This is a genomic window from Kitasatospora sp. NPDC089509 (assembly GCF_044749365.1).
In the GTDB taxonomy this organism is placed as follows: Bacteria; Actinomycetota; Actinomycetes; order Streptomycetales; family Streptomycetaceae; genus Kitasatospora.
The window spans coordinates 47,639-73,932 of the sequence record NZ_JBIVHS010000012.1 but is presented as its reverse complement, the minus strand read 5'-3'; the positions used below and the strand labels follow the sequence as shown (position 1 = coordinate 73,932).

At 73.6% G+C, this 26,294-nt stretch carries 24 protein-coding genes; 14 read left to right on the top strand and 10 right to left on the bottom strand.

Annotated elements, in window-relative coordinates; genetic code table 11:
• Positions 1-1,191 (top strand): saccharopine dehydrogenase family protein, encoded by a 1,191-nt coding sequence (locus ACIP4P_RS24450; protein ID WP_400921690.1) that lies wholly within the window; start codon positions 1-3, stop codon positions 1,189-1,191.
• Between the two features lie 90 nt (positions 1,192-1,281).
• A complete protein-coding gene (locus tag ACIP4P_RS24445) occupies positions 1,282-1,965 on the top strand; it encodes an alpha/beta fold hydrolase (protein ID WP_400921688.1) in 684 nt (227 codons plus the stop codon).
• A 96-nt stretch (positions 1,966-2,061) separates the two neighbouring features.
• On the opposite strand, the gene ACIP4P_RS24440 is transcribed toward ACIP4P_RS24445, so the two are convergent.
• From ACIP4P_RS24440 to ACIP4P_RS24425, 4 genes are all read right to left on the bottom strand, one after another.
• A complete protein-coding gene (locus ACIP4P_RS24440; RefSeq protein ID WP_400921686.1) occupies positions 2,062-2,781 on the bottom strand; it encodes a dienelactone hydrolase family protein in 720 nt (239 codons plus the stop codon).
• A gap of 283 nt (positions 2,782-3,064) precedes the next feature.
• Complete coding sequence (locus tag ACIP4P_RS24435) at positions 3,065-3,631, bottom strand: rhodanese-like domain-containing protein (protein ID WP_400921684.1); 567 nt, start codon at positions 3,629-3,631, stop codon at positions 3,065-3,067.
• Between the two features lie 49 nt (positions 3,632-3,680).
• Positions 3,681-4,430 carry a sulfite exporter TauE/SafE family protein gene (locus ACIP4P_RS24430; protein WP_400921682.1) on the bottom strand — a complete coding sequence of 250 codons (750 nt, stop codon included), beginning with the start codon at positions 4,428-4,430 and terminating at the stop codon, positions 3,681-3,683.
• On the bottom strand, positions 4,427-4,549 hold the full coding sequence (locus ACIP4P_RS24425; RefSeq protein WP_400921680.1) for a hypothetical protein: 123 nt from the start codon (positions 4,547-4,549) through the stop codon (positions 4,427-4,429). The genes ACIP4P_RS24430 and ACIP4P_RS24425 overlap by 4 nt, the downstream gene beginning before the upstream one ends.
• Before the next feature lie 350 nt (positions 4,550-4,899).
• Between ACIP4P_RS24425 and ACIP4P_RS24420 the strand changes: the two genes are divergently transcribed.
• The gene (locus ACIP4P_RS24420; protein ID WP_400921678.1) at positions 4,900-6,285 is read left to right on the top strand and encodes a rhodanese-like domain-containing protein; all 1,386 of its coding nucleotides are present in this window, start codon (positions 4,900-4,902) and stop codon (positions 6,283-6,285) included.
• A 263-nt stretch (positions 6,286-6,548) separates the two neighbouring features.
• On the opposite strand, the gene ACIP4P_RS24415 is transcribed toward ACIP4P_RS24420, so the two are convergent.
• Positions 6,549-6,908 (bottom strand): PLAT/LH2 domain-containing protein, encoded by a 360-nt coding sequence (locus tag ACIP4P_RS24415; RefSeq protein ID WP_400921676.1) that lies wholly within the window; start codon positions 6,906-6,908, stop codon positions 6,549-6,551.
• An 861-nt stretch (positions 6,909-7,769) separates the two neighbouring features.
• Between ACIP4P_RS24415 and ACIP4P_RS24410 the strand changes: the two genes are divergently transcribed.
• The gene (locus ACIP4P_RS24410; protein ID WP_400921674.1) at positions 7,770-9,779 is read left to right on the top strand and encodes a putative Ig domain-containing protein; all 2,010 of its coding nucleotides are present in this window, start codon (positions 7,770-7,772) and stop codon (positions 9,777-9,779) included.
• 95 nt (positions 9,780-9,874) lie between these two features.
• Here ACIP4P_RS24410 and ACIP4P_RS24405 read toward each other — a convergent pair whose 3' ends face one another.
• Positions 9,875-11,365: an MFS transporter gene (locus ACIP4P_RS24405; protein ID WP_400921673.1), complete on the bottom strand. Its 1,491-nt coding sequence runs from the start codon at positions 11,363-11,365 to the stop codon at positions 9,875-9,877.
• A 99-nt stretch (positions 11,366-11,464) separates the two neighbouring features.
• Here ACIP4P_RS24405 and ACIP4P_RS24400 point away from each other — a divergent pair, with 99 nt between their 5' ends.
• The 4 genes from ACIP4P_RS24400 (at position 11,465) to ACIP4P_RS24385 (ending at position 14,397) form a co-directional block, all read left to right on the top strand.
• Complete coding sequence (locus ACIP4P_RS24400; RefSeq protein ID WP_400921671.1) at positions 11,465-12,154, top strand: TetR/AcrR family transcriptional regulator; 690 nt, start codon at positions 11,465-11,467, stop codon at positions 12,152-12,154.
• A gap of 176 nt (positions 12,155-12,330) precedes the next feature.
• A complete protein-coding gene (locus ACIP4P_RS24395; protein WP_400921669.1) occupies positions 12,331-12,753 on the top strand; it encodes a BlaI/MecI/CopY family transcriptional regulator in 423 nt (140 codons plus the stop codon).
• Entirely contained in the window at positions 12,750-13,691 is a 942-nt protein-coding gene (locus ACIP4P_RS24390; protein ID WP_400921667.1) for a M48 family metalloprotease, read from the top strand. The genes ACIP4P_RS24395 and ACIP4P_RS24390 overlap by 4 nt, the downstream gene beginning before the upstream one ends.
• Before the next feature lie 127 nt (positions 13,692-13,818).
• A complete protein-coding gene (locus ACIP4P_RS24385; protein ID WP_400921665.1) occupies positions 13,819-14,397 on the top strand; it encodes a MarR family winged helix-turn-helix transcriptional regulator in 579 nt (192 codons plus the stop codon).
• Between the two features lie 15 nt (positions 14,398-14,412).
• Here ACIP4P_RS24385 and ACIP4P_RS24380 read toward each other — a convergent pair whose 3' ends face one another.
• Genes ACIP4P_RS24380 through ACIP4P_RS24365 form a run of 4 tightly spaced genes read right to left on the bottom strand, consistent with a single transcriptional unit; the run spans position 14,413 to position 19,272 of the window.
• The gene (locus ACIP4P_RS24380) at positions 14,413-15,864 is read right to left on the bottom strand and encodes an ABC transporter ATP-binding protein (protein ID WP_400921663.1); all 1,452 of its coding nucleotides are present in this window, start codon (positions 15,862-15,864) and stop codon (positions 14,413-14,415) included.
• On the bottom strand, positions 15,861-16,721 hold the full coding sequence (locus ACIP4P_RS24375; RefSeq protein ID WP_400921661.1) for an ABC transporter permease: 861 nt from the start codon (positions 16,719-16,721) through the stop codon (positions 15,861-15,863). The genes ACIP4P_RS24380 and ACIP4P_RS24375 overlap by 4 nt, the downstream gene beginning before the upstream one ends.
• Complete coding sequence (locus tag ACIP4P_RS24370; protein ID WP_400921659.1) at positions 16,718-17,716, bottom strand: ABC transporter permease; 999 nt, start codon at positions 17,714-17,716, stop codon at positions 16,718-16,720. Before ACIP4P_RS24370 ends, ACIP4P_RS24375 begins: the two co-directional genes overlap by 4 nt.
• The gene (locus ACIP4P_RS24365; RefSeq protein WP_400921657.1) at positions 17,713-19,272 is read right to left on the bottom strand and encodes an ABC transporter substrate-binding protein; all 1,560 of its coding nucleotides are present in this window, start codon (positions 19,270-19,272) and stop codon (positions 17,713-17,715) included. Before ACIP4P_RS24365 ends, ACIP4P_RS24370 begins: the two co-directional genes overlap by 4 nt.
• A gap of 373 nt (positions 19,273-19,645) precedes the next feature.
• On the opposite strand from ACIP4P_RS24365, the gene ACIP4P_RS24360 reads away from it, so the two are divergent.
• The 6 genes from ACIP4P_RS24360 to ACIP4P_RS24335 all read left to right on the top strand — a co-directional run bounded on the left by ACIP4P_RS24360 (position 19,646) and on the right by ACIP4P_RS24335 (position 26,276).
• Positions 19,646-20,635 (top strand): TauD/TfdA family dioxygenase, encoded by a 990-nt coding sequence (locus ACIP4P_RS24360; RefSeq protein WP_400921655.1) that lies wholly within the window; start codon positions 19,646-19,648, stop codon positions 20,633-20,635.
• A gap of 38 nt (positions 20,636-20,673) precedes the next feature.
• Positions 20,674-21,663: an ornithine cyclodeaminase family protein gene (locus ACIP4P_RS24355; protein ID WP_400921653.1), complete on the top strand. Its 990-nt coding sequence runs from the start codon at positions 20,674-20,676 to the stop codon at positions 21,661-21,663.
• Positions 21,654-22,994: a Y4yA family PLP-dependent enzyme gene (locus ACIP4P_RS24350; protein WP_400921651.1), complete on the top strand. Its 1,341-nt coding sequence runs from the start codon at positions 21,654-21,656 to the stop codon at positions 22,992-22,994. Before ACIP4P_RS24355 ends, ACIP4P_RS24350 begins: the two co-directional genes overlap by 10 nt.
• 20 nt (positions 22,995-23,014) lie before the next feature.
• Complete coding sequence (locus ACIP4P_RS24345; protein ID WP_400921649.1) at positions 23,015-24,043, top strand: cysteine synthase family protein; 1,029 nt, start codon at positions 23,015-23,017, stop codon at positions 24,041-24,043.
• A gap of 8 nt (positions 24,044-24,051) precedes the next feature.
• Complete coding sequence (locus tag ACIP4P_RS24340; RefSeq protein ID WP_400921647.1) at positions 24,052-25,473, top strand: MATE family efflux transporter; 1,422 nt, start codon at positions 24,052-24,054, stop codon at positions 25,471-25,473.
• Between the two features lie 107 nt (positions 25,474-25,580).
• On the top strand, positions 25,581-26,276 hold the full coding sequence (locus ACIP4P_RS24335; RefSeq protein WP_400921645.1) for a DUF2470 domain-containing protein: 696 nt from the start codon (positions 25,581-25,583) through the stop codon (positions 26,274-26,276).
• The last annotated feature ends 18 nt before the right edge of the window (positions 26,277-26,294 follow it).

Below are 26,294 nucleotides of genomic sequence, written 5' to 3'. Positions count from 1 at the left end.
ATGAAGGTGCTCGCCCTCGGCGGAGCCGGCGCGACCGGCCGGGTCGCCGCCCGGGTCACCGCCCGACTCCCCGGCGTCCGTGAGCTGGTGATCGCCGACCGCGACCCGGCGGCCGCCCGCCGTACGGCCGCCCTGCTCACCGCCCGGGCAGCGGGGACGGGCGCCAGGGTGAGCGCCCGCCGGGTCGACGTCACCGACCGGGCCGAACTGCACGCCGCCCTCGGCGAGATGGACGCGGTGCTCAACACCGTCGGGCCCTACTACCGCTTCGGCCTCGACGTGCTGCGCGCCGCCATCCGCACCGGGACGGACTACCTGGACATCTGCGACGACTGGGAACCCACCGTCGCCATGCTGGAGTTGGACGACGAGGCGCGCGCCGCCGGGGTCCGCGCGGTGATCGGGATGGGCGCCAGCCCCGGCGTCAGCAACCTGCTCGCCGTCCGGGCCGCCGCCCTCCTGGACACCCTCACCGACCTCCACACCGCCTGGCCCGTGGACGTCGGCCCCGAACCCGTGCACGCCCCGCCGACGGACCCCGACGGGGCGCCCGCGGCCGCCGCCGTGCACTGGATGCAGCAGATCAGCGGCACCGTCGCGGTGGTGCGCGGCGGCCGGATCGTCCAACGGCCGCCGCTGGAGCAGGTGGTGCTCGACCTGCCCGGCGGGCACCGGGGCACCGCCTGCACCGTCGGTCACCCGGAGCCGGTCACCCTGCACCGCAGCCTGCGGCCCGGCGGTGACGCGGCGAGCCTGATGGTGGTCCGGGCGGGCACCGCCGCCTACCTGGACGTGCTGCGCCGCGACCTGGACGCGGGCCGGCTCAGCAACGAGAGCGCCGCCGCCGAACTGGAGCGCCCCTCGCTGCGCCGCATCCTGCGGGCCGGCGCCCGGGTGCTCCGCTTCGGCTCCCCGGGCACCCTGCCAGGCTTCTTCGCGGCCGCCACCGGGACGATCGACGGTCGGCCCGCGAGCGTCCTGGCCCGGCTGACCGGTGGGGACGCGCTGATGGCCGACCTGGCCGAGGGCACCGGAGTCCCGGCCGCGCTCGGCCTCGCCCAGCTGCTGGACGGCACGGTGCGCACCCCGGGCGTGCACCCGCCGGAGACGGCCGTCGACGCGGAGCGCTTCTTCGCCGACCTGGCCCGGCACCGCCCGGGGGTGGGGGTGTCGGTCGAACTGGGGGTCTGAGCGTGGTGACCGGGACGGCCCGAAGTCCGTTGTCAGAGCCTGCCGGTAGCGTGCTGCGGCCAGATCCGATCCCTCTCCGGGAGGTCATCCGTGGACATCCTGCTCATCGCCGGTCTGTGGCTCGACGGGTCCGTCTGGGACGACGTGGTGCCCGAACTCACCGCGCTCGGCCATCGTCCGGTGCCGCTCACCCTCCCCGGCCAGGGCGACGGCAGCGCCTCCGCGACGCTCGACGACCAGCTGGCCGCCGTGCTCGCCGCCGTCGACGCGGCGCCCGCAAGGCCGTTGGTGGTGGGGCACTCGGCCGCCACCAGCCTGGCCTGGCTGGCCGCCGACGCCCGGCCGGAGAAGGTGGCCAAGGTCGCCCTGATCGGTGGCTTCCCCGCCGCCGACGGACGGGCCTACGCCGACTTCTTCGCGATCGAAGACGGCGTGATGGCGTTCCCCGGCTGGGGTCCCTTCGAGGGGCCGGACTCCGCGGACCTGGACGAGGCGGCGCGGCAGCGGCTCGCCTCCGCCGCCCATCCCGTCCCGGAAGCGGTCGCCCGGGGAGTCGTCCGGCTCACCGACGAGCGACGCTTCGACGTCCCCGTCCTGCTGGTCTGTCCGGAGTTCACCCCCGCCCAGGCGAGGGAGTGCATCGCCGCGGGGGAGAGCCCCGACCTCGCCCGGGTCACCGACCTGGAGTATGCGGACCTCGACTCCGGCCACTGGCCGATGGCCTCCCGTCCGCGCGAGCTCGCCCGCATCCTGGCGGAGGCCGCCGAGGCCTGAGCCGGTCGGGATGCCGCTCACCTGGGGCGGCATCCCGACCGTCATCCGCTCAACTGCTCAGTCACCGGCGTCCGTTGTCGGTCCGGCAGCGCAGCGTCACTTCAGGTGCCGGTCGTAGAAGCGGCCCCCGTCCTCGAGTTCGAACCACGGGGTGCCGACGTGCCCGCCCATGTTGGCGTGCATCGTCTTCTGCTTGCTGCCGAAGGCGTCGAACAGGTCCAGGGCGCGCTGCCGGGGGTTGCCCTCGTCGTCCCACTGGAGCAGGAACAGCAGCGGAATGGTGACCTGCCGTGCCTCCTCGCGCTGGGCGAGCGGCACGTAGCCGCCGGCGAAGAGGCCGGCGGCCTCGATGCGCGGCTCGGTCGCCGCGAGGTGGATGCCGACGGCGGTCCAACCCGAGTACCCGACCCGGCCGTTGGTCTCGGGGCGGGCGAGCAGGGCGTCGAGGGTGGTGCGCCATTCCGGGACGGCGTTGGCGACCAGCGGGCCGACGAAGGACTCGAAGATCTCGTCGACCGGCTCGCCGGCCTGCATCGCCCGGCGGAGTTCGGCGCGGACCCGGTCGTCGGCGGCGGAACGGGGCCGCTCGCCGCAGGCGGGCGCGTCGATGGTGGCGACCGCGTACCCCTGGGCCGCGGTGTGCCGGGCCCGGGCCAGCAGGCGGGGTTCGCGCCGGGGCAGGCCGTTGTTGTGGGCGATGAGGATCAGTGGGGCGGGCTCGGATCCGGACGTCCAGAGGGTGCCGGGGATCTCGCCGAGGGTGAATTCGCGTTCGAGGACGCCGTTGTCGAGGCGCTGCTCGGTGGTGAACTTCATGGTCGTGCCTTTCGGGAGTGCGCTGAGAGGCGCTCCCGGACGACCTATCGCCCGGCCGTGACCCCGGAGGGGAGCACCCACGTCGAAACTGCGTTCACGGGTACCACCTCCTTGTTCTCTCGCACGGCCACCGGAAAGTTAGCACCGGTCACTGCCGTCCGCCAAATGGTTTCCGCCCGGGCCCGTGGTGGCCGCTCCGTGGTGGCCGTTCAGTGGTGGCCGTTCAGCGGTGGTCGGGGCCCGGGCGGTGATCGGTCGAACCGGTCCTGGCCGGCTTCCTCCGTCAGCGGTCGAGGGTGGCGAGGGTGGCGTCGAGCGTCGGCGTGCCCGGTCGGGGGCGGTTGTACGGGAGCTTGCCGAGCAGGGCCCCCATCGCGCAGCTGTTGCCGAGCGCGGAGAGGACCAGTCCGCCGCCGATCGCGGCCGACACCCAGCGGGCGCCGGGCAGGGCCAGGTCGACCAGCAGGCCGAGCAGCACGATCGAACCGGCCGTCAGCCGGACCTGACGGTCCATCGCCCACACCGGGCGGGCCCCGGCGATCCGGTCGACCGGGTGGCCGGCCTCGGTCCAGGCGTTGGTCCCGCCAGTGACGACCAGGGCGGTGACCCCGGCGTCGGCGAGCTGCCGGCAGGCGTTCCGGGAGCGCGGCCCGGCCGCGCAGACGACCGCGAGCTCGTTCCTCCCGGCGGCGGCGCGCAGGGCGGGCAGGGCGCGGTCGAGCTGGTCGAGCGGGATGTTCAGGGCGCCCGGGATGTGGCCGCCGGCGTACTCGCCGGGGGAGCGGACGTCGATCAGGGTGAGTCGGCCGAGGCGGGGCTTGAGCTGCTCGACGGTGAGGGGCGTGGTCATGGGGGGTGGGGTCCTCTCGGGGGGAGGGGGAAGTGGGGGGAGAAGGCGGTCAGCTCAGGGTGGTGACCAGCATCAGGACGGCGACGCCGAGCAGCGCGATCGCGAAGGCCCGCTGCAGGGCGCGTCCGCTGAGCTTGTCGGCGAGCCGTTTGCCGTCCCAGGCGCCGAGGATCGCGGCCCCGGTGAAGGGCGCGGCCACGGCCCAGTCGATCGATCCGGTCGCGCCGAGCCGGGGCAGCAGGGCGGCGAGGGAGTTGGCGGTGATGATGAGCAGGCTGGTGCCGACGGCCTCGGCCATGGTGAAGGCGAGCACCGAGACCAGGGCGGGGACGGCGAGGAAGCCGCCGCCGACGCCGAGCAGCCCGGTGACGGCGCCGAGTCCGGCGCCGGCCGCGGTGGAGCGGGCCGGCCCGGTGGCGGAACGCTCCTGCTGGTCGGCCTTGCGGGGCACCAGCATCCGTGCGGCGGCCAGCGCCGCGAGTACGGCGAAGGCGCCGGTCAGCAGCGCGCCCGGCAGTCGGGACGAGAGTGCCCCGGCGGCCGCGGCGGCGGGCAGCCCGGCGGCGGCGAACAGCGCGCCGGTGCGCCAGCGCACCCGCCCGGCCCGGGCGTGGGCGAGCAGCCCGGTCAGCGAGGTCGCGGCGACGATCACCAGGCTCGCCGTGGTGGCCAGCGCCGGGGTGAAGCCGAGCAGGTAGACCAGCGCGGGTACGGCGAGCATGCTGCCGCCGCCACCGAGTCCGCCGAGTGCCAGCCCGACCACCGCGCCCGCGGCGAGCGCCAGCAGCAGCGCGGTCATATCGCGCACCCGCGGATGTCGGGCCGGACGGTGGCGCCGGTGCGGGCCGGCCGGCGGACCCGGGTGGGGGTGATCCCGCCGGGGGTGGCCGGTCCGGGGGCGGACGGCAGTAGCTGCATGGGGTTCTCCAGGTGGTGCGGGGCGGACTGCAGTGGTCCGGTGCGTCGGGGTGCCGCGGGCACGCGGTGCGTCGCGCGGTGGTGCCGGGTGCGCGTCGTCGCTTCCGTGTGCCATGGGCGGGCGGCACGGGCAGGCGGCGCGGGTCTCCTCTCGGTGCCGTCCGCACCCGGTCGGGCCGGGTACGGCGGTGGGCGGGCCCCCGTCGATGCCCACCATAGTACCCCCGGGGGTATTATCGAAATCATTCGGCGATACCCCCGCCCGTATCGACCCCGAGGGCCGTATGCTCATTTCTATACCGAGGGGGGTATCGCCGCGACGGCGACCGACCCCGACGAGGAGCAACCCCGTGATCTTCAGCCAGTACTACCTCGACTGCCTCTCCCAGGCGTCCTACCTGATCGCCGACGAGACCAGCGGCCAGGCCGTGATCGTCGACCCCCGCCGGGACGTCGACGAGTACCTCGCCGACGCGACCGCCAGGGGTCTGACCGTCGTCGGCGTCATCAACACCCACTTCCACGCCGACTTCCTGGCCGGCCACCTCGAACTGGCCGACCGCACCGGCGCCTGGATCGGCTACGGACACCGCGCCGAGACCGAGTACCCGATCCGCAAGCTCACCGAGGGCGACCGGATCGAACTCGGCGACGTCACCCTGCGGATCCTCGAAACCCCCGGCCACACACCCGAGTCGATCAGCATCCTGGTCTACGAGCAGCCCGACGACGCCGTCCCGTACGGCGTGCTCACCGGCGACGCGCTGTTCATCGGCGACGTCGGCCGCCCTGACCTGCTCGCCTCCACCGGCGTCACCGCCGCCGAACTCGGCGCGATGTTCTACGACAGCGTCCACCGCAAGCTGCTGGCCCTGCCCGACGAGACCCTGGTCTTCCCGGCCCACGGCGCCGGCTCCGCCTGCGGCAAGAACCTCTCCGCCGAGAAGCGGTCCACCATCGGCACCCAGCGGCGGACCAACTACGCCTGCCAGCCGATGGATCAGGACACCTTCGTCCGCATCGTCACCGCGGGCCAGTCCACCGCCCCCGCCTACTTCGGCCACGACGCCGCCCTCAACCGGCAGGACCACCCGCTGCTCGACCGCGCGACCGCCGCCCGTCCGCTGTGCCCCCAAGGCTTCACGGAGGCCCGCGCCACGGGCGCCGTCGTCCTCGACACCCGCAGCCCCGAGGACTTCGGCGCGGGCCACGTCCGCGGCGCCGTCAACGTCCCCGTCGACGGCCGCTTCGCCGAACAGGTCGGAACCGTCCTCACCCCGGACCGCACCCTCGCGATCATCGCCCCGCAGGACCGCCAGGACGAGGTCGTCACCCGCCTCGCCCGCATCGGCTTCGACCACATCGCCGGCTACCTGCGCGACCCCGGCAACGCCCTGCCCGCCCTCGCCGACGACCTCACCCCCGCCAGCCGTCTCACCGCCGACCGGCTCCGCACCGCGCTCGCCGGAGAACAGCCCCCCACCGTCCTGGACGTGCGCACCTGCGGCGAACGCGAAGCGGGATCCATCGAGGGCTCCCTGCACATCGCCCTGGCCGAACTCCCCGCCCGCCTGGCCGAGATCCCCACCGACCGCCCCGTGGTCGTCCACTGCGCCGGCGGCCGCCGCTCCTCCATCGCCGCCAGCCTGCTCCGCCACCACGGCCACCCCGACGTCTCCGACCTCCTCGGCGGCTACGCCGCCTGGCACACCCTCACCCACCCCGCCCGCGACTGACCCAGCACCATCCACCCAGGCCTCGGGAACCGCCCGAAGGCAGCGCCACACGCTGTTGTCCTCAGGGCACCACCCCGGCCTCCGCGCCACGTGTCGACCGAGTGTCCTTCACGACGCCGGAGGGGCCGAAAGTACGGCGTTGCGCTACTCCAAGGGCCCGCTCCGCCGTGCGGAACGGGCCCTTGGGTGTCAGGGAATTCTCACCGTGTCACGCCGCCCGGGTGAGGGGACGTGCCTGCACGGCCGGGAGTTCGGCGTGGTGTCTAGTCGGCGTCGAGGTCGCGCTCGGTCTTTCCGTCGCCGTCGCTCTTCCCGAACCAGTTGTCGCACGGGAAGGTGTAGGTCGTGCCGTGCGCCCGGACGGTGGCCTTGTCGAGGTACCAGCCCGCGTGCTCCCCGCTGTTGTCGTGCCCGATGGTGATCTGCTTGGGCGTGCCGACGTTCTGTCCGACCACCCGGAAGAAGTCGACCTTCCCCCTCTCGAAGTTGTTCTCGTCGTTGTCGAGGAAGATCTGGTCGGTGCTTCCTTCCGTGCCGCGGATGTAGATGTACACGTTCGCGTCGGTGCCGGCAAAGTCCCGGTCTCCCGTGTACGTGGTGACCTCGTACTCGATCTTGCTCATGAGTGAACTCCTTCTGTCGTCTTTCCTTTGGCATTTCTCCGAGGTTCCCGCCCGCGGTGTAAGAAGTGCTGGCGGGCGTACCAGTCCGCACCGGCGGCGAGGGCCGGACAGGCCTCCGGGCTCGTACGTGTGGTGGCCCGGCTCCCCGGCGCAAGGACCGGTGCGGCCACCGCGGCCGCCGTTGCAGCGGCGACCAAGCGAGGCATCCTCATGTGCCACCTCGGTATCACTCGTCTACGAACAGAATTGAGCGTACACAGAGTGTCATGGCTTGGGGTGGATTGTGGCGACGCAACACTGATGGTGATGGCGGCGGTCCCGATCCACCGTTGTCGCGCCGATGTTGCGAGTGTCGTAGGCCGGCCCGTCCTGCTTGAGCTGCGGAGATCGTTCCAGGTCCGGACCAAGTGTGTTCGGCTGCGACCGGATTGACGGGGTCGCAGGGTCGAGGTCGCTTCCGGCGGGTCGGGGCCTTCGCACCGGGCCTCGGTCGTTGTGTGTACGAGGCGAGTCGGAGCCCGGTCGAACGGGGCGGCGCGAGGGCGCCATTGGCGACGTTCCGCCCGGTCAAGCCTCGGTCATGGACCCGACATCGACCTTGTTGGCAGGTCCACGCTTCGCTACTTTTCTGGCTCTGACGCCGACACGGCTCAGCTTCATCTCCAGGGCAAGTCCGGGACACCCCTCGTTCGGTCGGGATCACGCCGCCGGTAGCGGCTGACGCTCCGTCTCCGTCGGGCTTCCCGGGTGCCGTCTGCACGTGCGCGCATCCCCCTCAAACCCCGGGCCGGCATGCCGACAGCACCCTCACCACGGCGTGCTCGCGCTCCTGGGGCCCAAACCCCACATGGGAGGGCTCAGTTGCACACCCAGATCCGTTCGGTCCTTCGCAGCGGTAGATTCCGTGCCTCGACCGCGACCCTCGCGGTCGGCGCCGTGGTGGCCGCCGGTCTCGCGCTGGCGGCCCCCGCCGGCGCGGTCGACAGCGCCACCGGCCAGGTCGGTGCCAAGCGTGTCTGCGCCCTACCGGCCGACCCGCACCTGATGGCCTGCCAGGCCCTGGTGCGCACCGACGTCGTGCAGCCGCACGCCTTCGCGCACAGCGCGGTGTCGCCGGACGCCACGCCCTCCGGTTTCGGCCCGGGCGACCTGCAGAGCGCCTACAAGCTGCCGGCCAACGGCGGTTCCGGGCAGACGGTGGCCATCGTCGACGCCCAGGACGACCCCAACGCCGAGTCCGATCTGGCCGCCTACCGCACGCAGTTCGGGCTGCCCGCGTGCACCACGGCCAACGGCTGCTTCAAGAAGATCGACCAGAACGGCGGCACCAGCTACCCCACCTCCGACACGGGCTGGGCGGGCGAGATCTCGCTGGACCTGGACATGGTCTCGGCCGTCGCCCCGAACGCCCACATCGTGCTGGTCGAGGCCACGTCGGCGAACATGTCCGACCTCGGCACCGCGGTGAACCAGGCCGTCGCCCAGGGCGCCAAGTTCGTCTCCAACAGCTACGGCGGCGCCGAGGACCCCTCCGACACCAGCGCCGACAGCCAGTACTTCAACCACCCCGGCGTCGTCATCACCGCCTCCTCCGGCGACTCCGGCTACGGCGCCCAGTACCCGGCCGGCTCGCCGGGCGTCACCTCCGTCGGCGGCACCTCGCTGACCCGTGACTCCAGCTCCCGCGGCTGGAGCGAGAGCGTGTGGGGCACCAGCTCCGGCGGTGAGGGCACCGGCTCCGGCTGCTCCGCCTACGAGCCCAAGCCGAGCTGGCAGACCGACAGCGGCTGCTCCAACCGCACCATCGCCGACGTCTCGGCCGTCGCCGACCCGGCCACCGGTGTCGCCGTCTACCAGACCTACGGCGGCAGCGGCTGGGCCGTCTACGGCGGCACCAGCGCCTCCTCGCCGATCATCGCCTCCGTCTACGCCGACGCGGGCACCCCGGGCGCGAACGACAACCCCGCCTCGTACCCGTACGCCCACACCAGCGCCCTCAACGACGTGACCAGCGGCGCCAACGGCACCTGCTCGCCGAGCTACCTGTGCACCGCGGGCGCCGGCTACGACGGTCCGACCGGCCTCGGCACCCCCAACGGCCTGGCCGCCTTCACCGCCGGCGGCAGCACCGGTGGCAACACCGTCACCGTCACCGGCCCCGGCAACCAGTCCGGCACCGTCGGCACCGCGGCCAGCCTGCAGATCCACGCCACCGACTCGGCCACCGGGCAGAGCCTGAGCTACTCGGCGAGCGGCCTGCCGGCCGGCCTGTCGATCAACGCCTCCTCCGGCCTGATCTCCGGCACCCCGACCACGGCGGGCAGCAGCAACGTGACGGTCACGGTCAAGGACGCCACCGGCGCCACCGGCTCCGCGTCCTTCACCTGGACCGTCGCCGGGAGCGGCGGCGGCACCTGCGCCAAGCCCGGCCAGCTGCTCGGCAACCCCGGCTTCGAGACCGGCTCCGCCGCACCCTGGAGCGCCTCCGCCGGCGTGATCGACAACAGCTCCTCCGAGCCCGCCCACAGCGGTAGTTGGAAGGCCTGGCTGGACGGCTACGGCGCCCCGCACACCGACACCCTGAGCCAGACCGTCACCGTCCCGGCCGGCTGCAAGGCCAGCTTCTCCTTCTGGCTGCACGTCGACACGGCCAAGACCTCGACCACGGCCGACGACACCCTGACCGTCCAGGCGGGCTCCACCACCCTCGCCACCTACTCCAACCTCAACGCCGGCAACGGCTACGTCCAGAAGACCTTCGACCTGTCGAGCTTCGCGGGTAAGTCCGTGACCGTGAAGTTCACCGGCACCGAGGACGGCAACGGGCAGACCAGCTTCGTCCTCGACGACACCGCCCTCAAGACCTCCTGACCGAACGCCTTGACGATCCTCTGAACCGTCCGGAGGGGCCGTGGTCGACCACGGCCCCTCCGGTGCGTCGGACAGCGGGTCGAGGAGGTACGTCGTCAGCCCCGCGCGGAGGGCTTCGGTGCGGGAGCGGGGACGAACAGCACCGCGATCAGCGCCGCGACGGCCAGCAGCGCCGCGGTGACGACGAACGCGCGGTCGTAACCGGCCGCGAGCGCGGCCAGTGGCTGCTGTCCGGTGTGCTCCGCGTCCCGGGTCGCGGCGACGGCGAGCGAGGAGAGCACCGCCAGGCCGATGCTGCCGCCGCACTGGCGCCCGGCGTTGAGCAGCCCGCTGACGAGTCCGGCCTCGTGCGGGGCGACCCCCGAGGTGCCCATCGCCGTGTTGGCGACCATGCAGATCCCGACGCCGGTGCTGGTGACGATGCAGGGGCCGAGGAAGGCGGTCAGGTAGCCGGAGTCGACGCCGAGCCCGCTGAACCAGAGCATCCCGAGGCCGGCCAGCAGCAGTCCTCCGGCGAGCGTGGCCCGTGCTCCGAACCGGGTGCTCAGGCGGCCGGCCGCCATGCTGCCCGCCATCACGCCGGCGCAGAAGGGGAGGAAGGCGGCGCCGGCCGCGAGCGGGCCGTAGTGCAGGACGTTCTGGAGGTGCAGCGAGCAGAAGTAGAAGCCCACCAGCATCGCCGCGCCGATCAGGGTGACGATCAGGCTCGCGGTCCAGGCGGTCCGGGCCCGCAGCACCCCGAGCCGGACGATCGGCGCGGACGCGAAGCGGGCCTCCCAGACCAGGAACGCGATCCCGACGAGTACGGCGGCGCCGAGGGTGACCAGGGTCCGGGCGGAGGTCCACGGGTGGCGGTCGGTCTCCATCAGCCCGTAGACGAGCGCGCACATCGCCCCGGTGCCGAGCACCGCGCCGACCAGGTCGAGCCGGCCGGTGCGCTCCGGCCGGGCGGTGGTGATCGCGCGGACGGCCAGGACGCCCGCCAGCAGGACCAGCGGGACGTTGACGAAGAACACCCAACGCCAGTCGAGCAGGTCGGTGAGCACTCCGCCGAGCAGGACGCCCATGGCGCTGCCCGCGGCCGTCACCATCGACCAGACGCCCAGGGCGCGGGCGCGGGCGGCCCCTTCGGCGAAGGTGACCATGATGAGGGTGAGGCTGAGGGGTGCGAGCAGTGCGGCGGCCACGCCCTGTCCGGCCCTGGCGGTGATCAGCTGGGCAGGGGTCTGGGCGAATCCGCCGAGCACGGAGGTGATCCCGAACAGCGCCAGACCCGCCAGCAGCGCACGACGGTGCCCCACCAGATCGGCCACCCGTCCGCCCAGGAGCAGCAGACCGCCGAAGGCGAGGGCGTAGGCGTTGACGACCCAGGGCAGCGCGCCGTCGGCGAAGCCCAGGGAGTCGCCCATCGACGGCAGGGCGATGTTCACGATGCTCGCGTCGAGCGCCACCAGCAGCTGGCAGAGGCTCGCCGTGGCCAGCACCGGACCGGTGCGCGGCCCGGACCGGCCGTGCCCGCTCGGAGCGGCTGCGGAGCGGCCCTCGGGAGGGACCGTCGACGAGGTGGGCAGGGGTGATCCGGGCATGGTTACCTCCGATGCGAACAGTGTTCGCGTAAGGTAAGCCTTACCTGAATGGAGATGCAAGCCTGCAGGTGGGCCGGTCCGGCGTGGCAGGATGACGGAGTGGCAGAACAGCGAACGACGACCGGCCCCGGCCACGACGGCCCCCGCCGACGGCGCCCGGGGCTGACCCCGGACGTGATCGTCGCCGCCGCACGGCGACTGATCGAGCGGGACGGCATCGACGCGCTGACCATGCGGGCCGTGGCCACCGAACTCGACACGGCCGCCGCCTCGCTGTACCGGCACGTCGCCGACCGCGAGAGCCTGCTGCTCGCCGTCCTCGACGAGATCGCCGACGGCATGCCCGTGGACGTCCCGGGCGACTCGCCGATCGCCAGGCTGCTCCGCCGGCTCCTGGACGCCCACGACTTCCTCGCGGGGCACGTCTGGGTCCTGCACGTCCTCATCCGCGGGGAGCTGACCTCCGAGCGGGCCCTGCCCTTCACCGACGCCTGCCTCGCCGACCTGATGGCCGCCGGGCTCCGGCCCCCGCTCGCGGTGGCCGCCTACCGTTCCTGCTGGCAACTCCTCGCCGGTGAGCTTCTCTCCGAGCACCCCGTCAGCCGCCCGCGCGAGCCCAGCCAGCGGACCGCCGCGCTCGCAGCCGCCGATCCCCTGGCCCTCCCCGCGCTGGCGCTCGCCCGCACCGCGGCCCCCCACCTGGGGCCGGGCGCCCACTGCGCCGAACTGCGGCCGGCCCTGGCCGCGTTGATCGGTGGCCTGGCGCGCCCGGACGCGGCCGGGTCGTGAGCCGGGCGCCGAGGGGCGGCGTTCGACGGGGGCGGGGCTCGGCGATGGTGCGCAGGCCCCGTAAAGTTAGCTGAGGCACACCTAAGTCACACAGGCCGTACCCACTCCCGTCACACCGGCGGGGGTGGTCCCCGACGCCGGGGTGCGCCGGGCGAGTGCACCAGGACAGGGGAGAGATGGCGAGAGACCACCAGGAGGCCAGGCGTCCGCACGGGGAGCTGGTCGCGGACGTGATGGCCGTGCTGTGGGCGGCCGGGGAGCCGATGACGGCCCAGCAGGTCAAGGGCGCGCTGTCGCAGGGCCTCGCCCGGACGACGGTGGCGACGATCCTCACCCGGCTGCACGAGAAGGGCACCCTGGAACGCACCCGGCCGGGGCGCTCCTTCGCCTACGCGCCGGTCTCGGACGCCGCCGGCCTGGCCGCCGGGCGGATGCGCCGGGAGCTGGAGCGGGAGCCGCAGCGGGACTTGGTGCTGAAGCGCTTCGTGACCTCCTTGTCCGCGGACGACGGGGACGTCCTGCGGCGGCTGCTGGCCGAGGTGGAGGGCGACGCGGCCGCCCCGGTCGAGAGCGAACCCGCTCTGGAGGGCGGGACGTGACGCTGTTCCTGGTGATCGTCGCCCTCGCCGTCCTCCTTCCCTGGGCAGCCGCGCCCGCGGCCCGTCGCCTGGCCGGCCTGCTGCCGCCCCGCGAGGCCTCCCTGACGCTCGCGGGGGCGGCGGTGCTGCTCGCGGGCGGCACGGTGGCGGCGTTGGCCGGGCTCTTCCATGTGCCGTTCCTGGCGGTGCTGGAGCAGCTGCGGTTCGCCCAGGTCGCGGCGGACTGGCCGGCGGTGGTGCCGGTGTCCGGTGCGGCCGGGGTGCTGCTGGCCGCGCAGGCGGTCCGGCTGGCGCTGGCCGCACGCCGGCATCGTGTGCTGTTGTCGCGTGCGTGGGAGCTCACCGGGGAGGGGAAGGCCGACGGTGATGTGCTGGTGGTGCCGGGCGAGGAGGCGGAGGCCTTCGCCCTGCCGCGCTACCGCGGGCGGGCCGGCCGCGTGGTCGTGACGGAAGGCATGCTCGGAGTCCTCGGGCCGACGGAACGCGCGGTGTTGCTCGCCCACGAGCGGGCTCACCTCGGCGGCTGCCACCACGTGCTCTCGGCCGTCACCGACTTCGCCGCCGCCGTGCACCCGGCGCTCGCGCAGTTGGGCCCGACGCTGGAGTTCCACCTGGAACGGTGGGCGGACGAGGCGGCCGCGGCGGCGGTGGGGGACCGGAAGGCCGCCGCGACCGCCATCGCCCGTGCCGCGCTGGCCGGATCGGTCGGGACGGGCGGGCGCGGCGGTGGGTTCCTGTCCGTGAGCACGGGGCCGGTTCCCCAACGGGTCCGGGCCCTGCTGGAGCCGGTACCGGCCGGGCCCCGGGGGCGCGGGCCGCGTGCGGCCGCGTCCGGGCTCGTCGCGGCGGTGCTGGTGTCGGCCCTGCTGGCGCTCGGTCTGGCCTACGGCCTGCACGAGTACGTGGAGTACGCGGCCCGGAGGATCCTGGCCCACTGACGTGCGGGTCCCCGACGTATCTGACGACATCGATGTAGACCGATGATCGGAGGCGTGGGTATGGTGAGCCTCGGCTTGCTCCGCCGACGCCGTGTGCGTCGCGCTCTTCCGATGATGGGGTCACGGTTTGTACGACGGACGACAGGGATCGTCGAGTCCGTTCGAGCAGTCCGTCTACCTCCTGTCGGAGGCCGGGCGGGCCGTCGACCGCCTGTTGGCGGCCCGGCTGGAACACCGCGGGCTGACCCCGGTCCACCATGCGCTGTTGTCCGCACTGGCGAAGCTGGGGCCGCACGGGCGGCACGACCTCACCGCCCGGGTCACGGCGGCCGCCGAGGAGGTCGACCAGGCGCTGGACGACCTGCTGTCGGCGCGTCTGCTGCAGTCGATGGTGGTGCACGTCGGCGGTCGGCAGGAGGTCCTGACGATCACCGCCTCGGGCGAGGCCGCCCTGGAGGTGCTCCACGACGACGCGTCGGCGACCCAGGACGCGCTGCTGGCGTCGCTGACGAAGGGGCAGCGCGTCGAGCTCAACTCCCTGCTGCGCCGCGTGTGCGCGGCCGCCGCCCGGGGGGCCGGGCAGCAGCCGCAGCCCCAGGGCGGGAGGGGCGGTTGGGCGCTCAGCCGCGGAGCCCGGCGGACCTGGACGGATGTCCGGGACGGCGTCGGTCCGGCCGGTGGGCCGGACGTCGAAACGGCGGGCTGACTCCCCGCGGAGGGCTCAGTTGGGCACCGGGCTCGCGGCCGCCGGGCGCTCGGTGAGCGGTGTCCGGCCGGTGCCGTCGAGGGTGAGCAGGAGGTCCGCGTGGGCCGACACCAGGGGCAGGTCGTGGCTGACGAGCACCACGGCGAGGCCCCGGTCGGCCCGTAGGCCGCGCAGCAGTTCCATGATGCCGTCGGCGGTGTCGGCGTCGAGGGCGGAGGTGATCTCGTCGCAGAGCAGGACGTCGGGTTCGGCGGCCAGGGCCCGGGCGACGGAGACGCGTTGGCGTTGTCCGCCGGACAGCTCGTGGGGGTGGCGGGCGGCGTGGTCGGGCGTCAGGCCCACGGCGGTGAGCAGTTCGGCGACGCGTTCCCCGCACTGGTCGGTCGGCCGTCCGAAGTGGAGCTTCAACGGCCGGGTGAGGGTGGCGCCGACGGTGTGGGCGGGGTTGAGCGCGCCGAGCGGGTTCTGCGGGACGAGCTGGACGCGGCGGCGTTGGTCCCGGTTGCGGCGCCGGTAGGAGGGGGCCAGCGGTTCGCCGCCGAGGGTGATGCTCCCGGCCTCGGGGCGGTGCAGCCCGGCGAGGGTGCGCAGCAGCGTGGTCTTGCCGCAGCCCGAGGGGCCGGTGATCCCGGTCAGCGTGCCGGCCCGCAGGGTGAGGTCGAGGCCGGTGAAGACCCGGTGGCTGCTCCGCCCGCTGCCGGCCCGGGCGTCGAGCGCCCTCACCTCGATGACCGGCTCCGCGTCGGCGGATGGTCGAACTCGGCTGATTGACGCGGGTGTTGCCGGAGTGCTCGGCCCTGCGGGCGCCAGGGTGAGGACCTCGTCGGCGCAGTGGGCGACGAAGTCGGAGTCGTGACTGGTGAGGGCGACGGCGATGCCCTCCCGCTCGGCGAGGTCGCGCAGCAGTTCGGCGATCTCGTCGCGCAGGGCGGCGTCCAGGCCGGCCGTGGGTTCGTCGAGGAGGAGGATCGCGGGGCGCCGGGCGAGGGCGCGGGCGAGCGCGACACGGCGCTGCTGTCCGCCGGAGAGGCCGGCGGTCCGGCGGTGTTCGAGGCCTTCGTCGGTCGGCAGCCGGACGGCGCGCAGCAGGTCCGGTACGGAGACGGCCCGGCGGTCGGCGGCGGTCTCGGTGATGAGCCGGTCGACGCGCATGCGGGGGTTGAGTCCGGAGCCGGGGTCCTGGCCGACGAAGGCGAGTCGGTGGCGGCGCAGGCGGCGCAGGTCCCCGGGTGGGAGGGCGAGGATGTCCTGCCCGAGGACGGTGAGGCTTCCGTCCGTGATCCGCGCGCCGGGCGGCAGGGCGCCGACGAGGGCGCGCAGCAGGGTGGTCTTGCCGGCGCCGGAGGGGCCGGTGACGGCGGTGACGCGGCCCGGGGTGAGGGTGAGGGTGGCGCCGGTGAGCAGCGGGGTGTCCCGGAGGGTGATGGTCAGTCCGGTGGCCTGGGCGGCGGGGGCGGGGGTGCTCACAGCGGGGTCTCCGGGGTGGGCCGGGCGGGGGCGAGGGCTTCGGCGGCGAGGTTGACGCTGATGGCGAGCAGGCCGATGGCGAGGCAGGGCGCGCCGACCGCCCACGGGTTGAGGGTGATCCCGGCGGCGTTCTCGCGGATCATCAACGCCCAGTCGGCTTCCGGTGGTTGGGGCCCGAGCTGGAGGAAGGCCGCGACGGACACGATGTAGATGCCCTCGACGAAGCGCAGGCCGAACAGGGCGAGGACGGTGGAGCGCAGGTTGGGGAGGACCTCGTGGACGGTCAGGCGCCAGAGGTTCTCCCCGCCGGCCGCGGCGGCTTCGACGTAGCCGGCGGTGGCGATGGGCGCGGCCGCGGCGGCGACGATCCGTACGGCGTAGGGGATGCCGAGGAGGGTGGCGGCGGCTGCGACGGCGAGGCGTCCGCCGCCGGGCCAGGCCAGGGCGATGAGCATGATGGCGAGGACGGACGGCAGCAGGATCGTGAGGTCCGCGGCGCGTTCGATCCACCGGCCGAGGGCCGGGCGCAGGACGGCGAGGATGCCGATGGCCGTGGCGGCCGCGGTGACGACCAGGGCGATGCCCAGGGCGGTGGCGATCAGCGGCGCGCCGCCGGTCAGCAGCCGGCTGAGGACGTCCCGGCCGAGCTGGTCGCCGCCGAGCGGTGCGTCGCCGCCCGCTTCGGCGTAGGGGAAGGTGACCGGGGTGTCGATCGGGTGCGGGGCCAGGAGCGGTCCGGCGAGCGCGAGGACGACGAGCAGCAGTGCGGGGACCGCGCGCAGGAGGACCCGTCGCTTCCGCCGGACGTCGCGTACGGGGACCGGGGCGGGGGCGGGGGCCGGGGCGGTGGTGGTCATCGGCGCTCGTCTCCGAGGGTGAGGGTGCGGACGAGGTCGGCGAGCAGCAGGAGCAGGCTGATGGAGGCGCCGGCGGCGGCCACGACTCCGGCGACGAGCGGGGTGTCGCGGTCGGTGATGGCTCCGGCCAGGACGGAGCCGATGCCGGGGTAGTTGAAGAGGGTCTCGACGACGACGGTGCCGCCCAGCAGCATGCCGGCCGAGGTGGCGATGCCGACGGCGACGGCGGGCAGGGCGCCGGGGAGCATGTGGTGGCTGAGGATCCGTCGGCGGGGCAGGCCGTCGAGGACGGCCGCCTGGACGTGCGGCAGGGTCGACTGGTCGGCGAGCGCGCCGCGCACGATGCGGGTGTTCCAGCCGATCTGGGGGACCGCCAGGGAGAGCAGCGGCAGGACGATCATGGTCCAGGACTCGGGCCTGCCGTCCGGGCCGGTGAGGGTGACGGCGGGCAGCCAGCCGGTCCACTGGGAGAGCAGCAGGAGCAGGGCGACGGAGACGACGAACTCCGGCAGGGCGAACGCCGCGGTGGACAGCGCGTCGATCGCGCGGTCGACGCGCCCGCCCGGGCGCAGGGCGGCCCAGCCGCCGAGGGCGAGGGCGCCGATGGTGCTGAGGGCGAGGGCGAGGCCGCCGAGCAGGAGGGTGTTGGGGAAGGGGCCGGACAGGACGTCGGTGACGTGCTGGCCGCGGGCGGTGGTGCCGAGGTCGCCGGTGGGCAGGCCGGTCATCCAGTCCCAGAAGCGTTCGGCGACCGGCCGGTCGAGGCCCATGGCGGCGCGCCGGGCGACGAGGTCGGCGGCGGTCACACCCCGGTCGGAGCTCGCGCCCGCGGCGTCGCCCGGCAGCAGCTCGACGGCGGCGAAGACGGCCGCGAGCAGCACGACGAGCATGACCAGGCGTCGGACGGCCTGCCGGGCGACCCGGCCCGCACCGGGGAGGATGCGGGCCGGGAGGCTCCGGGGGGCGGGCGCGCCCACCGGGTGAAGGGTGGTCAACGCGCCAGCCAGGTCTTTTCGAGCTGGACGCGGCCGTAGCCGGGCAGCTTGGGCAGGTCGCGGACGGGCGCGCCGGCGAGGTCGATGCCGTCGGCCATGCCCCACAGCAGGTAGCCGGACTTGGCGAACTCGATCTCCTGGAGCTGGTGCAGCAGCTTGTCGCGCGCGGCGGCGTCGGCGGTGCCCATGGCCTTGCGGTAGGTCTCGTCGAAGGTCGGCTCGTTCCAGCCGGACTCGTTCTGCCCGGCGTCGGAGAGCATGGTCTTGGAGGCGAAGAAGACGACCGAGTCGTTGGTGCCCCAGTACGTGGTGTAGAGGGTGCCCTTGAGCCAGGTGGCGTCCCAGAACACCTTGGAGTCCTGCTTCACGACGTTGATCTTCACCCCGGCCTCGCGGACCTGGGTGGCGAACAGGGTCGCGGACTCGGCGAGGCCGGCGATGTCCTCGGTGGTGATCAGGTCGTAGGTCTTCGAGGTGTCGAAGCCGGCGTCGGCGAGCAGCTGCTTGGCCTTGGCGAGGTCGCGGGTGCGCTGCGGGACGTCCTTGGCGAAGGCCGGGTCGCCGGTGCCCAGGATGTCGTTGCCGACGCTGCCGTAGCCGGAGAGGACCTGCTTGACCATGGCGTCGCGGTCGACGGCGAGCTTGACGGCCTCGCGCACCCGGACGTCGGCGAACGGGCCGTCGGCGGTGCGCATGACGATCGGCATCGCCATGTCGTTGGCGCGCCGCACGATCTGGACGTCCTTGCGGGCCTCGGCGGTGCGGGCGGCGACGGCGCCGACGTTGGAGGCGACGTCGATCTGCCCGGCGAGCAGCGCGTTGGCCATCGCCTGGGGGCTCTCGAAGAGGCGCACCTCGACGGCGTCCAGCAGGACCGTGCCGCCGTACCAGTGGTCGTTGCGCACCAAGCGGGCGTTGCCGTCGCGGTACCAGTCGAGCTTGAAGGGGCCGGTGCCGGGGGCGCCGGCGATCGCGTCGTCCTTGGTGTCCTTCTTGAGGACGAAGGTGGTCAGGCGGGTCAGCAGCGGCAGGTCCGCGTTGGGGTAGTCGGAGACCAGGACGACGGTCCTGGCGTCCTCGGCGGTGATGCCCTCGGGCTGGATGCCGGGCAGGCGGCTCTTGCCGGCCGGGGTGTTGCGCAGGCGCTTGAGCGACCAGACGACGTCGTCGGCGGTGACCGGGGTGCCGTCGTGGAAGGTGGCGCCGTCGGCCAGGGTGAAGCGCCAGGTCTTCAGGTCGTCCGAGGGCTTCCAGGAGGCGGCCAGGCGCGGGGCGGTGTTGGTGGTGGCCCCGGGTATCGCGAGGGTGTCGTAGACCAGGCTGATGATGAGGTAGTCGCTCTCGTTGGCCTGGGTGCCGTGCGGGTCGCGGGTGACGGCGGAGGCCTTGCCGAGCGCACCGACCTTCAACGTGCCTCCGGCGCGGGGCTGTTGGGAGGCCCCGGCGGAGGCGGCAGCGTCCTTGGATCCTCCCGTGCCGCCGCCGCAGGCAGCGAGTGCGCCGACCGCCCCGATACCCGCACCGGCCCACAGCAGCTGTCGTCTGGTGACGCCCACGTTCGATCCTCGTTTCGGGTCGCGCTCGATTTACTTAGGTTTACCTACCCTAAGTTTCAGCCAGAGCGCAAGCCGCCGGGCGGAGCGCACCGACCCCCGGGGCGTGCGCCCTTCCCGCCGCAACATGCCTTCTGAGCAGGCGCGTTGACCCCGCGCGGCGCGTGCGCCGTCATCCGGAATCGAGACTACGTAAATGTAGACATCCAGCCGGGTTAGGGTTGCCTTACTTCGAAGTCGTTGTTAGGTTCCTGCCGTCCGGCCGTTCGAGCCGTCCCGGACCGACCGCCCCACGCGAAGCTCCCGCCGCCGTCCCGCACCGGCGCGGTGATGCCACGTGCCCGCTCCCCTTCTCCTGTCCCCGGAAGGCCCCACCGTGCCCACCTGCCCTGCCCCGGTACGCCGTCTCGACACCGCCGCCGCCGAGGAACTCACCACCACCGCCGCCAAGCTGCTGGCCTTCCACGGCTCCGCGACCAGCCCCGCCCTGCTGGCCGACCTGCCCGTGATGTGCGCCCAGCTCAGCGAGCCGCTGCGCCGCCGGCTGCGCCCGGTCGACACCGCCGACGGCCTGTTCGTCCTGCGCGGCCTGGACGTCGACGACGCGAAGCTCGGCCCCACGCCCGGCCATTGGTCGACCGTTGCCGACGCCGGTGCGGTGTGGGACGTGGCCCTGCTGCTCGTCTCCACGCTGATGGGCACCCCGATCGCCTGGGACGGCCAACAGGACGGCCGGTTCGTCCACAACATCGTTCCCTCGCCCGGCCACGAGAGCGAGCAGACCGGCGCCTCCAGCTCCGTCCTGCTCACCCCGCACACCGAGGACGCCTTCCACCCCGGCCGCGCGCACCTGCTGCTGCTGTGCTGCATGCGCAACCACGACGGCATCGCCACCACCGCCGCCAGCGTGCGCCTGACCGAGCTCGCCCAGGCCGACCTGGAGCAACTGCAGCGGCCCGTCGCGCCGATCCTGCCGGACGACGCGTACGAGGAGGCCCAGCAGTTCGGCGGCCGGCCCGACCCGGTGCCCACGCTCTTCGACACGCCGGAGGGCCTGACCATGCGCTACGACCCCGCCTACACCCCGCTGGAGGGCGCCGACGATGCCTGGCGCGAGGCGTACGGACGGCTGGGGGAGGAGCTGGCCCGCGTCTCGGTCGCCGTCTCGCTGGAGCCGGGGGACATCCTCGTCGTCGACAACGACATCGTCGTCCACGGCCGCGTCCCCTTCCGGGCCCGCTACGACGGCACCGACCGCTGGCTCAAGCGCGCCTCGGTGCGCGTCGAGGACCGCCCCACCCGCCCGGCCGCCGAGCGGGGCGAGCACGGCTACGGCCAGGCCGCCCTCACCGCCTGGTCCGCCTGAGCGCCATCCCGCCTCAACTCCTCGAAAGGGCAGACCACATGGACCGGGACGACACCACCCTGCGGGTACTCTCCACCAGCGACCTCGCCGGCCTCGACATCACCCTCACCGACCTCGTCGACACCGTCGAACAGGCCTACCGCACCCTGGCCGCCGGACAGTCCGACAACCCCCGCAAACTCACCGTCAAGCCCGCCGACGGCCACTCCGTCTCCTACGCCATGCTCGGCCGCGACGGCGTGCGCAATGTCGTCGCGATCAAGACCTCCTACAAGCACGGCCTGCACGAGAGCCGCGAGAACCAGCACTACTACACGACACTGACCATCTACGACGACGTCACCGGCCTGCCCGTGGCGATGATGGACTGCTCCCGGATCGGCTCGCTGCGAACCCCGGCCGTCTCCGCCCTGCTCGCCCGCGAGTGCGCCGCTCCCGACGCCCGCACCGCGCTGGTGATCGGCACCGGCACCCAGGGCCGCCTCGCCCTGCCCTTCCTGCTCACCACCCTGCCGAAGCTGGAGCGACTGCTGCTGTCCGGCACCCACCCGGACGGCATCGCCGCCGTCCGCGCCGAACTCGCCCGGCACTTCCCCGACCGCGGGATCGAACTGGTCACCGACCTGGAGGCCGCCGCCCGCGACGCCGACGTCATCGTCGCCACCGCCGGCGCCCACACCCCCGCCGCCGTCGAGGCCGACTGGCTCAGGCCCGGCGCGGTCGCCGTCCTCGTCGGCCACGGCCTCGCCCCCTCCACGCTCCACCGGGCGGACCGGGTGATCGCCACCAGCGAGGCCCAGATGCGGGTCACCGGCACCGACATGGCCGACACGGACGGCAACCTCCCGGCCGTCGACCTGGAACTGCCCGTGGTCATCTCCGGCGCCGCCAACGCACGCACCGCCGACGACCAGCGCATCTTCGCCTACAACAGCGGCCTCGTGGTCACCGACATCGCGCTCGGCCACCGCTTCGCCCAGCTCGCCGCCGCCCAGAACCTCGGCACCGAGGTGGCCCTGTGGCGCTGACCCTGCCCGCCCACCCCGACCCGCTCGCCGACCGCCTGCACGCCGGCGGCCTGCTGCACGAACTCGCCCACGGCCTCGGCGGCCCCTTCCACTACCTGCTGCCGGAACGCTTCGACGCCAACCTGGCCGACTTCCGCGCCGCCCTCACCGAGGCCGGCGTCGAGGGCCGGGTCCACTACGCCAAGAAGGCCAACAAGGCGTCGGTGTTCATGGACCGCTGCGCCGCCGCCGGCGGGGGAGCGGACATCGCCTCGCTCGGCGAACTGCGCGACGCCCTCGGCCACGGCGTCCGCGGCGAGGACCTGGTCGTCACCGGGCCCGCCAAGTCCGCGGAGCTGCTCCGGGTCGCCGTCCGCCAGGGCGCGCTGATCGCCGTCGACGCCCTGGACGAGCTGGACCGCCTGCTCGCCCTCGGCGGCGAGCGCCCCGCCCGGGTGCTGCTGCGCCGGCACCCGCCGACCCAACTGCGCAGCCGCTTCGGCCTGGACGACGCCCAACTGCACGAGGCACTGGGCCGCTGCGCCGCCGCCGGGGACGCCGTCCGGATGGAGGGCTTCAGCTTCCACCTCTCCGGCTATGCGCTCCAGCCGCGCGCCGACCTCGCCGGAGAGCTGGTCGAACTCTGCCTCAAGGCCCGGGTGCTGGGCCTCCAGGCGGACCGGATCAGCATCGGCGGCGGCTTCCCCGTCGACTACGTGGCCGCCGACGCCTGGGACGCCTTCCTCGGCGAACACGGCCCCGAGCACTACCACGGCCAGAAGGCCTTCGCCGCAGGCGACTTCTACCCGTACCACTCGCCGGTCGCCGGCGCCGACGCGCTGCGCGCGATCCTCGCCGCCCGACCGGCCGGCAACGGCGCGAGCCTGGCGGAACGGCTGCGGCAGGCCGGGGTGATGCTGCTGCTGGAACCCGGCCGCGCCCTGCTCGACCGCGCGGGATCCTCGGTCTTCCGCGTCCAGGGCGTCAAGGACCGTGCCGGGTACGGCATCGTCACCGTCGACGGCACCAGCCTCAGCCTGTCCGAGCAGTGGTTCAACAGCGAGTACCTGCCCGAACCCGTCCTGCTGCCCGCGGAGGACTCCGAGGGCGACCGCGAGGACGGCCCGTACGAGGCCTGCGTGGGCGGCGCCAGCTGCCTGGACTCCGACCTGCTGACCTGGCGCAGGATCCGCTTCCCCGTCCGGCCCCGGTTCGGCGACCTGCTCGTCTACCCCAATACGGCCGGCTACCAGATGGACTCCAACGAGTCCCCGTTCCACGAACTGCCCCTGCCGCCCAAGGTCGTCATCGACCAGGACGGCGACTGCCCGCGCTGGCGCCTCGACCGCTGACCCCACTGGAGCCCTCCACCATGACCGACGCCCTGCACCGCCCCCCGGTGGTCAGCCGGATATCCGACCTCATCGGCTACACCCCGATGTTCGAACTCGCCCGCGCCGACAACGGCGCCCGCCTGCTGCTCAAGCTGGAGATGTACAACCCCACCGGCAGCGCCAAGATCCGGATGGCCCGCCAGATGGTCCTCGACGCCGAGGAGCGCGGTGAACTGCGCGAGGGCGGCCACATCATCGAGTCCACCTCCGGCAACACCGGCCTGGGCCTGGCCGTCGTCGCCGCCGAACGCGGCTACCGCTTCACCGCCGTCGTCGACCACCACGCCGCCGCCGACAAACTGCGCGGGATGAAGGCCATGGGCACCGAACTCGTCTACGTCGACGAGGACGGCGGCGAGGAACTGCACACCGCCGCCCGCGAGGACCTCGCCGAGGAGATGGCCCGCGGCAAGGACAACACCTTCTTCACCGAACAGCACAACAACCCCAGCAACGCCGTCGGCTACCACGCCGTGGGCCGCGAGATCGCCCAGGCCCTGGACAACCGGGTGGACGTGCTGATCGGCGCCGTCGGCACCGGCGGCGGCCTGTGCGGCACCGGGGCGGAGCTGAAGAAGACCGTCCCGGACCTCACCGTCGTCGGCGTCGAACCCAAGGGCTCGATCGCCTTCGGCCCGCCCGCCCACGACTACTACCAGTCCGGCACCGGCACCCCCGAAGGCGCCACCATCGGCCTGCTGGTCGACTACGACCTCATCGACGAGGGCGTGAAGGTCGGCGACATCGAGGCCTTCGCCACCGCGCGCGTCGTCGCCCGCCGCACCGGCCTGCTGATCGGCGGCTCCGCGGGCGGGGTCGTGTACGAGGCCCTGGAACGGCTGCCCCGCCTCGCCCCCGACGCGGTTATGGTCGCCTTCATCAACGACGGAGGCGAGAAGTACATGGACACCGTCTTCAACGACGACTGGATGGACGCCCGCTCCCTCGTCGACCCCGCCGTCGAAGCCGGGATCGACGAGACCCTCACCAAACTCCGCAGGAACTGAGTATCTCGATGCAGCAGTTGACCGCCCTCGCCCGCGACAGCCGGGCCCTCGCCGCCCTCGCCGTCCCCCTCGCCCTCACCCAACTCGCCCAGGTCGCGCTCACCACCACCGACACCATCATGATGGGCGCCCTCGGGACCGAGGCCCTCGCGGCCGGCGGCCTCGCCCTGGTGATCTTCAATCAGCTGCGCACCATGGGCGTCGGGCTGGTCACCTCGGTCGGCAACCAGGTCGCGGCGGCCGCCGTCCGCGCAGAGAAGGCCGAGGAGCCGGAGCAGGCCGCCACGGTCGGCGACGGAGACGAAGTACGCGGCCTGGTCCGGGCGGCGATGGCCGTCGCCACGATCGCCGGCCTCGCGGGCGCCGTCCTGATGGTCCTCATCGGCCAGGCCGCGACCTGGCTCGGCCAGGACGCGGACGTCGCCCACCGGGCGCAGGGCATGCTCGCCGCCCTGGCACCCGGCCTGCTGCCCTGCCTCTGGTTCCAGGCGATCCGCCAGTTCACCGTCGGCATGCGCCGCCCCCAGGCCCTGCTGCAGATCACCATCGTCTCCGTCGCCGTCAACGCCGGGCTCAACTGGGTCTTCATCCACGGCACCTGGGGCCTGCCGAAGCTCGGGCTCACCGGCATCGGCGTCGCCACCAGCAGCGTCTACCTGCTCTCCTTCCTCGCCCTCTACGCCTCCGCCCGCCGCGACCCCCGGCTCGCGCCGCTGCTGGGCCTGGACTTCTGGCGCGCGGACGCACCCACCGTGCGCCGCCTGCTCGGCCTCGGCACCCCGATCGCCGCCACCTACGGCTCCGAGGCCGGGTTCTTCTCCGTCACGGCCCTGCTGGCCGGGAGCTTCGGCGCCGCCGCCCTCGCCGCCCACACCGCCGTCAACCAGCTGATCTACATCGTCTTCCAGGTCGCCGTCGGCCTCTCCCACGCCGCCTCCATCAACGTTAGCCGCGAACTCGCCCTCGGCGAGTACGCCGCCGCCCGCCGGATCAAGAACACCGCCCTCGCCTGCGGCGCCGTCGTCACCACCCTCGTCGGCATCGCCTACCTCACCGTCCCCGACCTCGTCCTGCGGCCGTACTTCGACCCCGACACCGCCGCCGACCAGCAGGGCCTGCAGATCGCCACCGGCCTGCTGGCCGTCGTCGCCGTGCTGCAGTTCTTCGACTGCGCCCAGAACATCGGCGTCGGCCTGCTGCGCGGCCTCGACGACACCCGGAGCGGCTTCCGCATCACCCTCATCGGCTACTGGCTGATCGGCCTGCCGGCCGCCTGGCTGCTCGCCTACCCGCTCGGCGGCGAGACCCGCGGCCTGTGGCTCGGCCTGCTCCTCGGCCTCGCCACCACCGCGGTCCTGCTGCTGCGCCGCTACGGACTCGCCCTCACCGCCAGGGCGGCCGTGGTTCCCGAGCCGGCCGTCACCGGCTGAACCACGCACCGCCCGTACCCGCGGGGGCCGGACCGACCCGTCCGGTCCGGCCCCCACGGTCCGAAGCACCCACCACCCGTCCCCCCGCTGAACCACCAGGGGTGCCCATGACCGTCCCCGTATCCCCCGCCCGGCCCTCGACAGCCGAAACGACCTGCACCATCCTGAGCACGGCCACCTCCGCCGCCCTCACCACCGCCGGGCGACCGGCCCACCCGGTCCGACTCGTCTCGGTCGGCCACACCGGCCACCTCGTCCTCGACAGTCCACCCGACGCGGCCCTCGCGCACTCCCTCGGCGCCGCACCCCGACAGCGGCTCGCGGCCGTCGTCGACATCACCGACCTCGCCGCCAACCCCGTACGGGAGCGGGTACGGGCCAGGCTCGCCCTCCGTGGCCGGATCACCCTGATCTCCGGTCGCCTGCTCGGCTTCGCCCCCGCCACGGCCACCCTCCAACAGGGCTCCCGCACGCGCCCGGTGGAGCTGGACGACCTCGCCCGCGCCGAACCGGACCCGCTGGCCGCCCGCGAAGCGGAACTCCTCCTCCACCTCGCCGATCACCACGCCGACCTCGTCGACGCGCTCACCCGACGGCTCGGTGCGCGCGAACTGCTGGGCGTGGTCCGGGTCCTGCCGCTGTGCCTGGACCGCCACGGCATCGTGCTGCGGCTGGAACGCGCCCGCGACCACCAGGACGTACGGCTCCCGTTCCGCACCACGTTGGACGACCCACGGGACACCGGGAAGCGGCTCCAGGAGCTGCTCGTCCGGACCCGGGCCGGCCACTACCACCGGGCTTGACCCACCCCCCTCTCGAAC

Excerpts from the sequence above, each read along its gene's own strand:
- ACIP4P_RS24375 (WP_400921661.1), bottom strand. The coding sequence starts at position 16,721 with ATGACCACCACCGCCCCGGCCCCCGCCCCCGCCCCGGTCCCCGTACGC.
- ACIP4P_RS24435 (WP_400921684.1), bottom strand. The coding sequence starts at position 3,631 with ATGACCACGCCCCTCACCGTCGAGCAGCTCAAGCCCCGCCTCGGCCGA.
- ACIP4P_RS24345 (WP_400921649.1), top strand. The coding sequence starts at position 23,015 with ATGACCGACGCCCTGCACCGCCCCCCGGTGGTCAGCCGGATATCCGAC.
- ACIP4P_RS24395 (WP_400921669.1), top strand. The coding sequence starts at position 12,331 with ATGGCGAGAGACCACCAGGAGGCCAGGCGTCCGCACGGGGAGCTGGTC.
- ACIP4P_RS24405 (WP_400921673.1), bottom strand. The coding sequence starts at position 11,365 with ATGCCCGGATCACCCCTGCCCACCTCGTCGACGGTCCCTCCCGAGGGC.
- ACIP4P_RS24415 (WP_400921676.1), bottom strand. The coding sequence starts at position 6,908 with ATGAGCAAGATCGAGTACGAGGTCACCACGTACACGGGAGACCGGGAC.
- ACIP4P_RS24340 (WP_400921647.1), top strand. The coding sequence starts at position 24,052 with ATGCAGCAGTTGACCGCCCTCGCCCGCGACAGCCGGGCCCTCGCCGCC.
- ACIP4P_RS24425 (WP_400921680.1), bottom strand. The coding sequence starts at position 4,549 with ATGCAGCTACTGCCGTCCGCCCCCGGACCGGCCACCCCCGGCGGGATC.
- ACIP4P_RS24440 (WP_400921686.1), bottom strand. The coding sequence starts at position 2,781 with ATGAAGTTCACCACCGAGCAGCGCCTCGACAACGGCGTCCTCGAACGC.
- ACIP4P_RS24430 (WP_400921682.1), bottom strand. The coding sequence starts at position 4,430 with ATGACCGCGCTGCTGCTGGCGCTCGCCGCGGGCGCGGTGGTCGGGCTG.
- ACIP4P_RS24450 (WP_400921690.1), top strand. The coding sequence starts at position 1 with ATGAAGGTGCTCGCCCTCGGCGGAGCCGGCGCGACCGGCCGGGTCGCC.
- ACIP4P_RS24355 (WP_400921653.1), top strand. The coding sequence starts at position 20,674 with ATGGACCGGGACGACACCACCCTGCGGGTACTCTCCACCAGCGACCTC.
- ACIP4P_RS24335 (WP_400921645.1), top strand. The coding sequence starts at position 25,581 with ATGACCGTCCCCGTATCCCCCGCCCGGCCCTCGACAGCCGAAACGACC.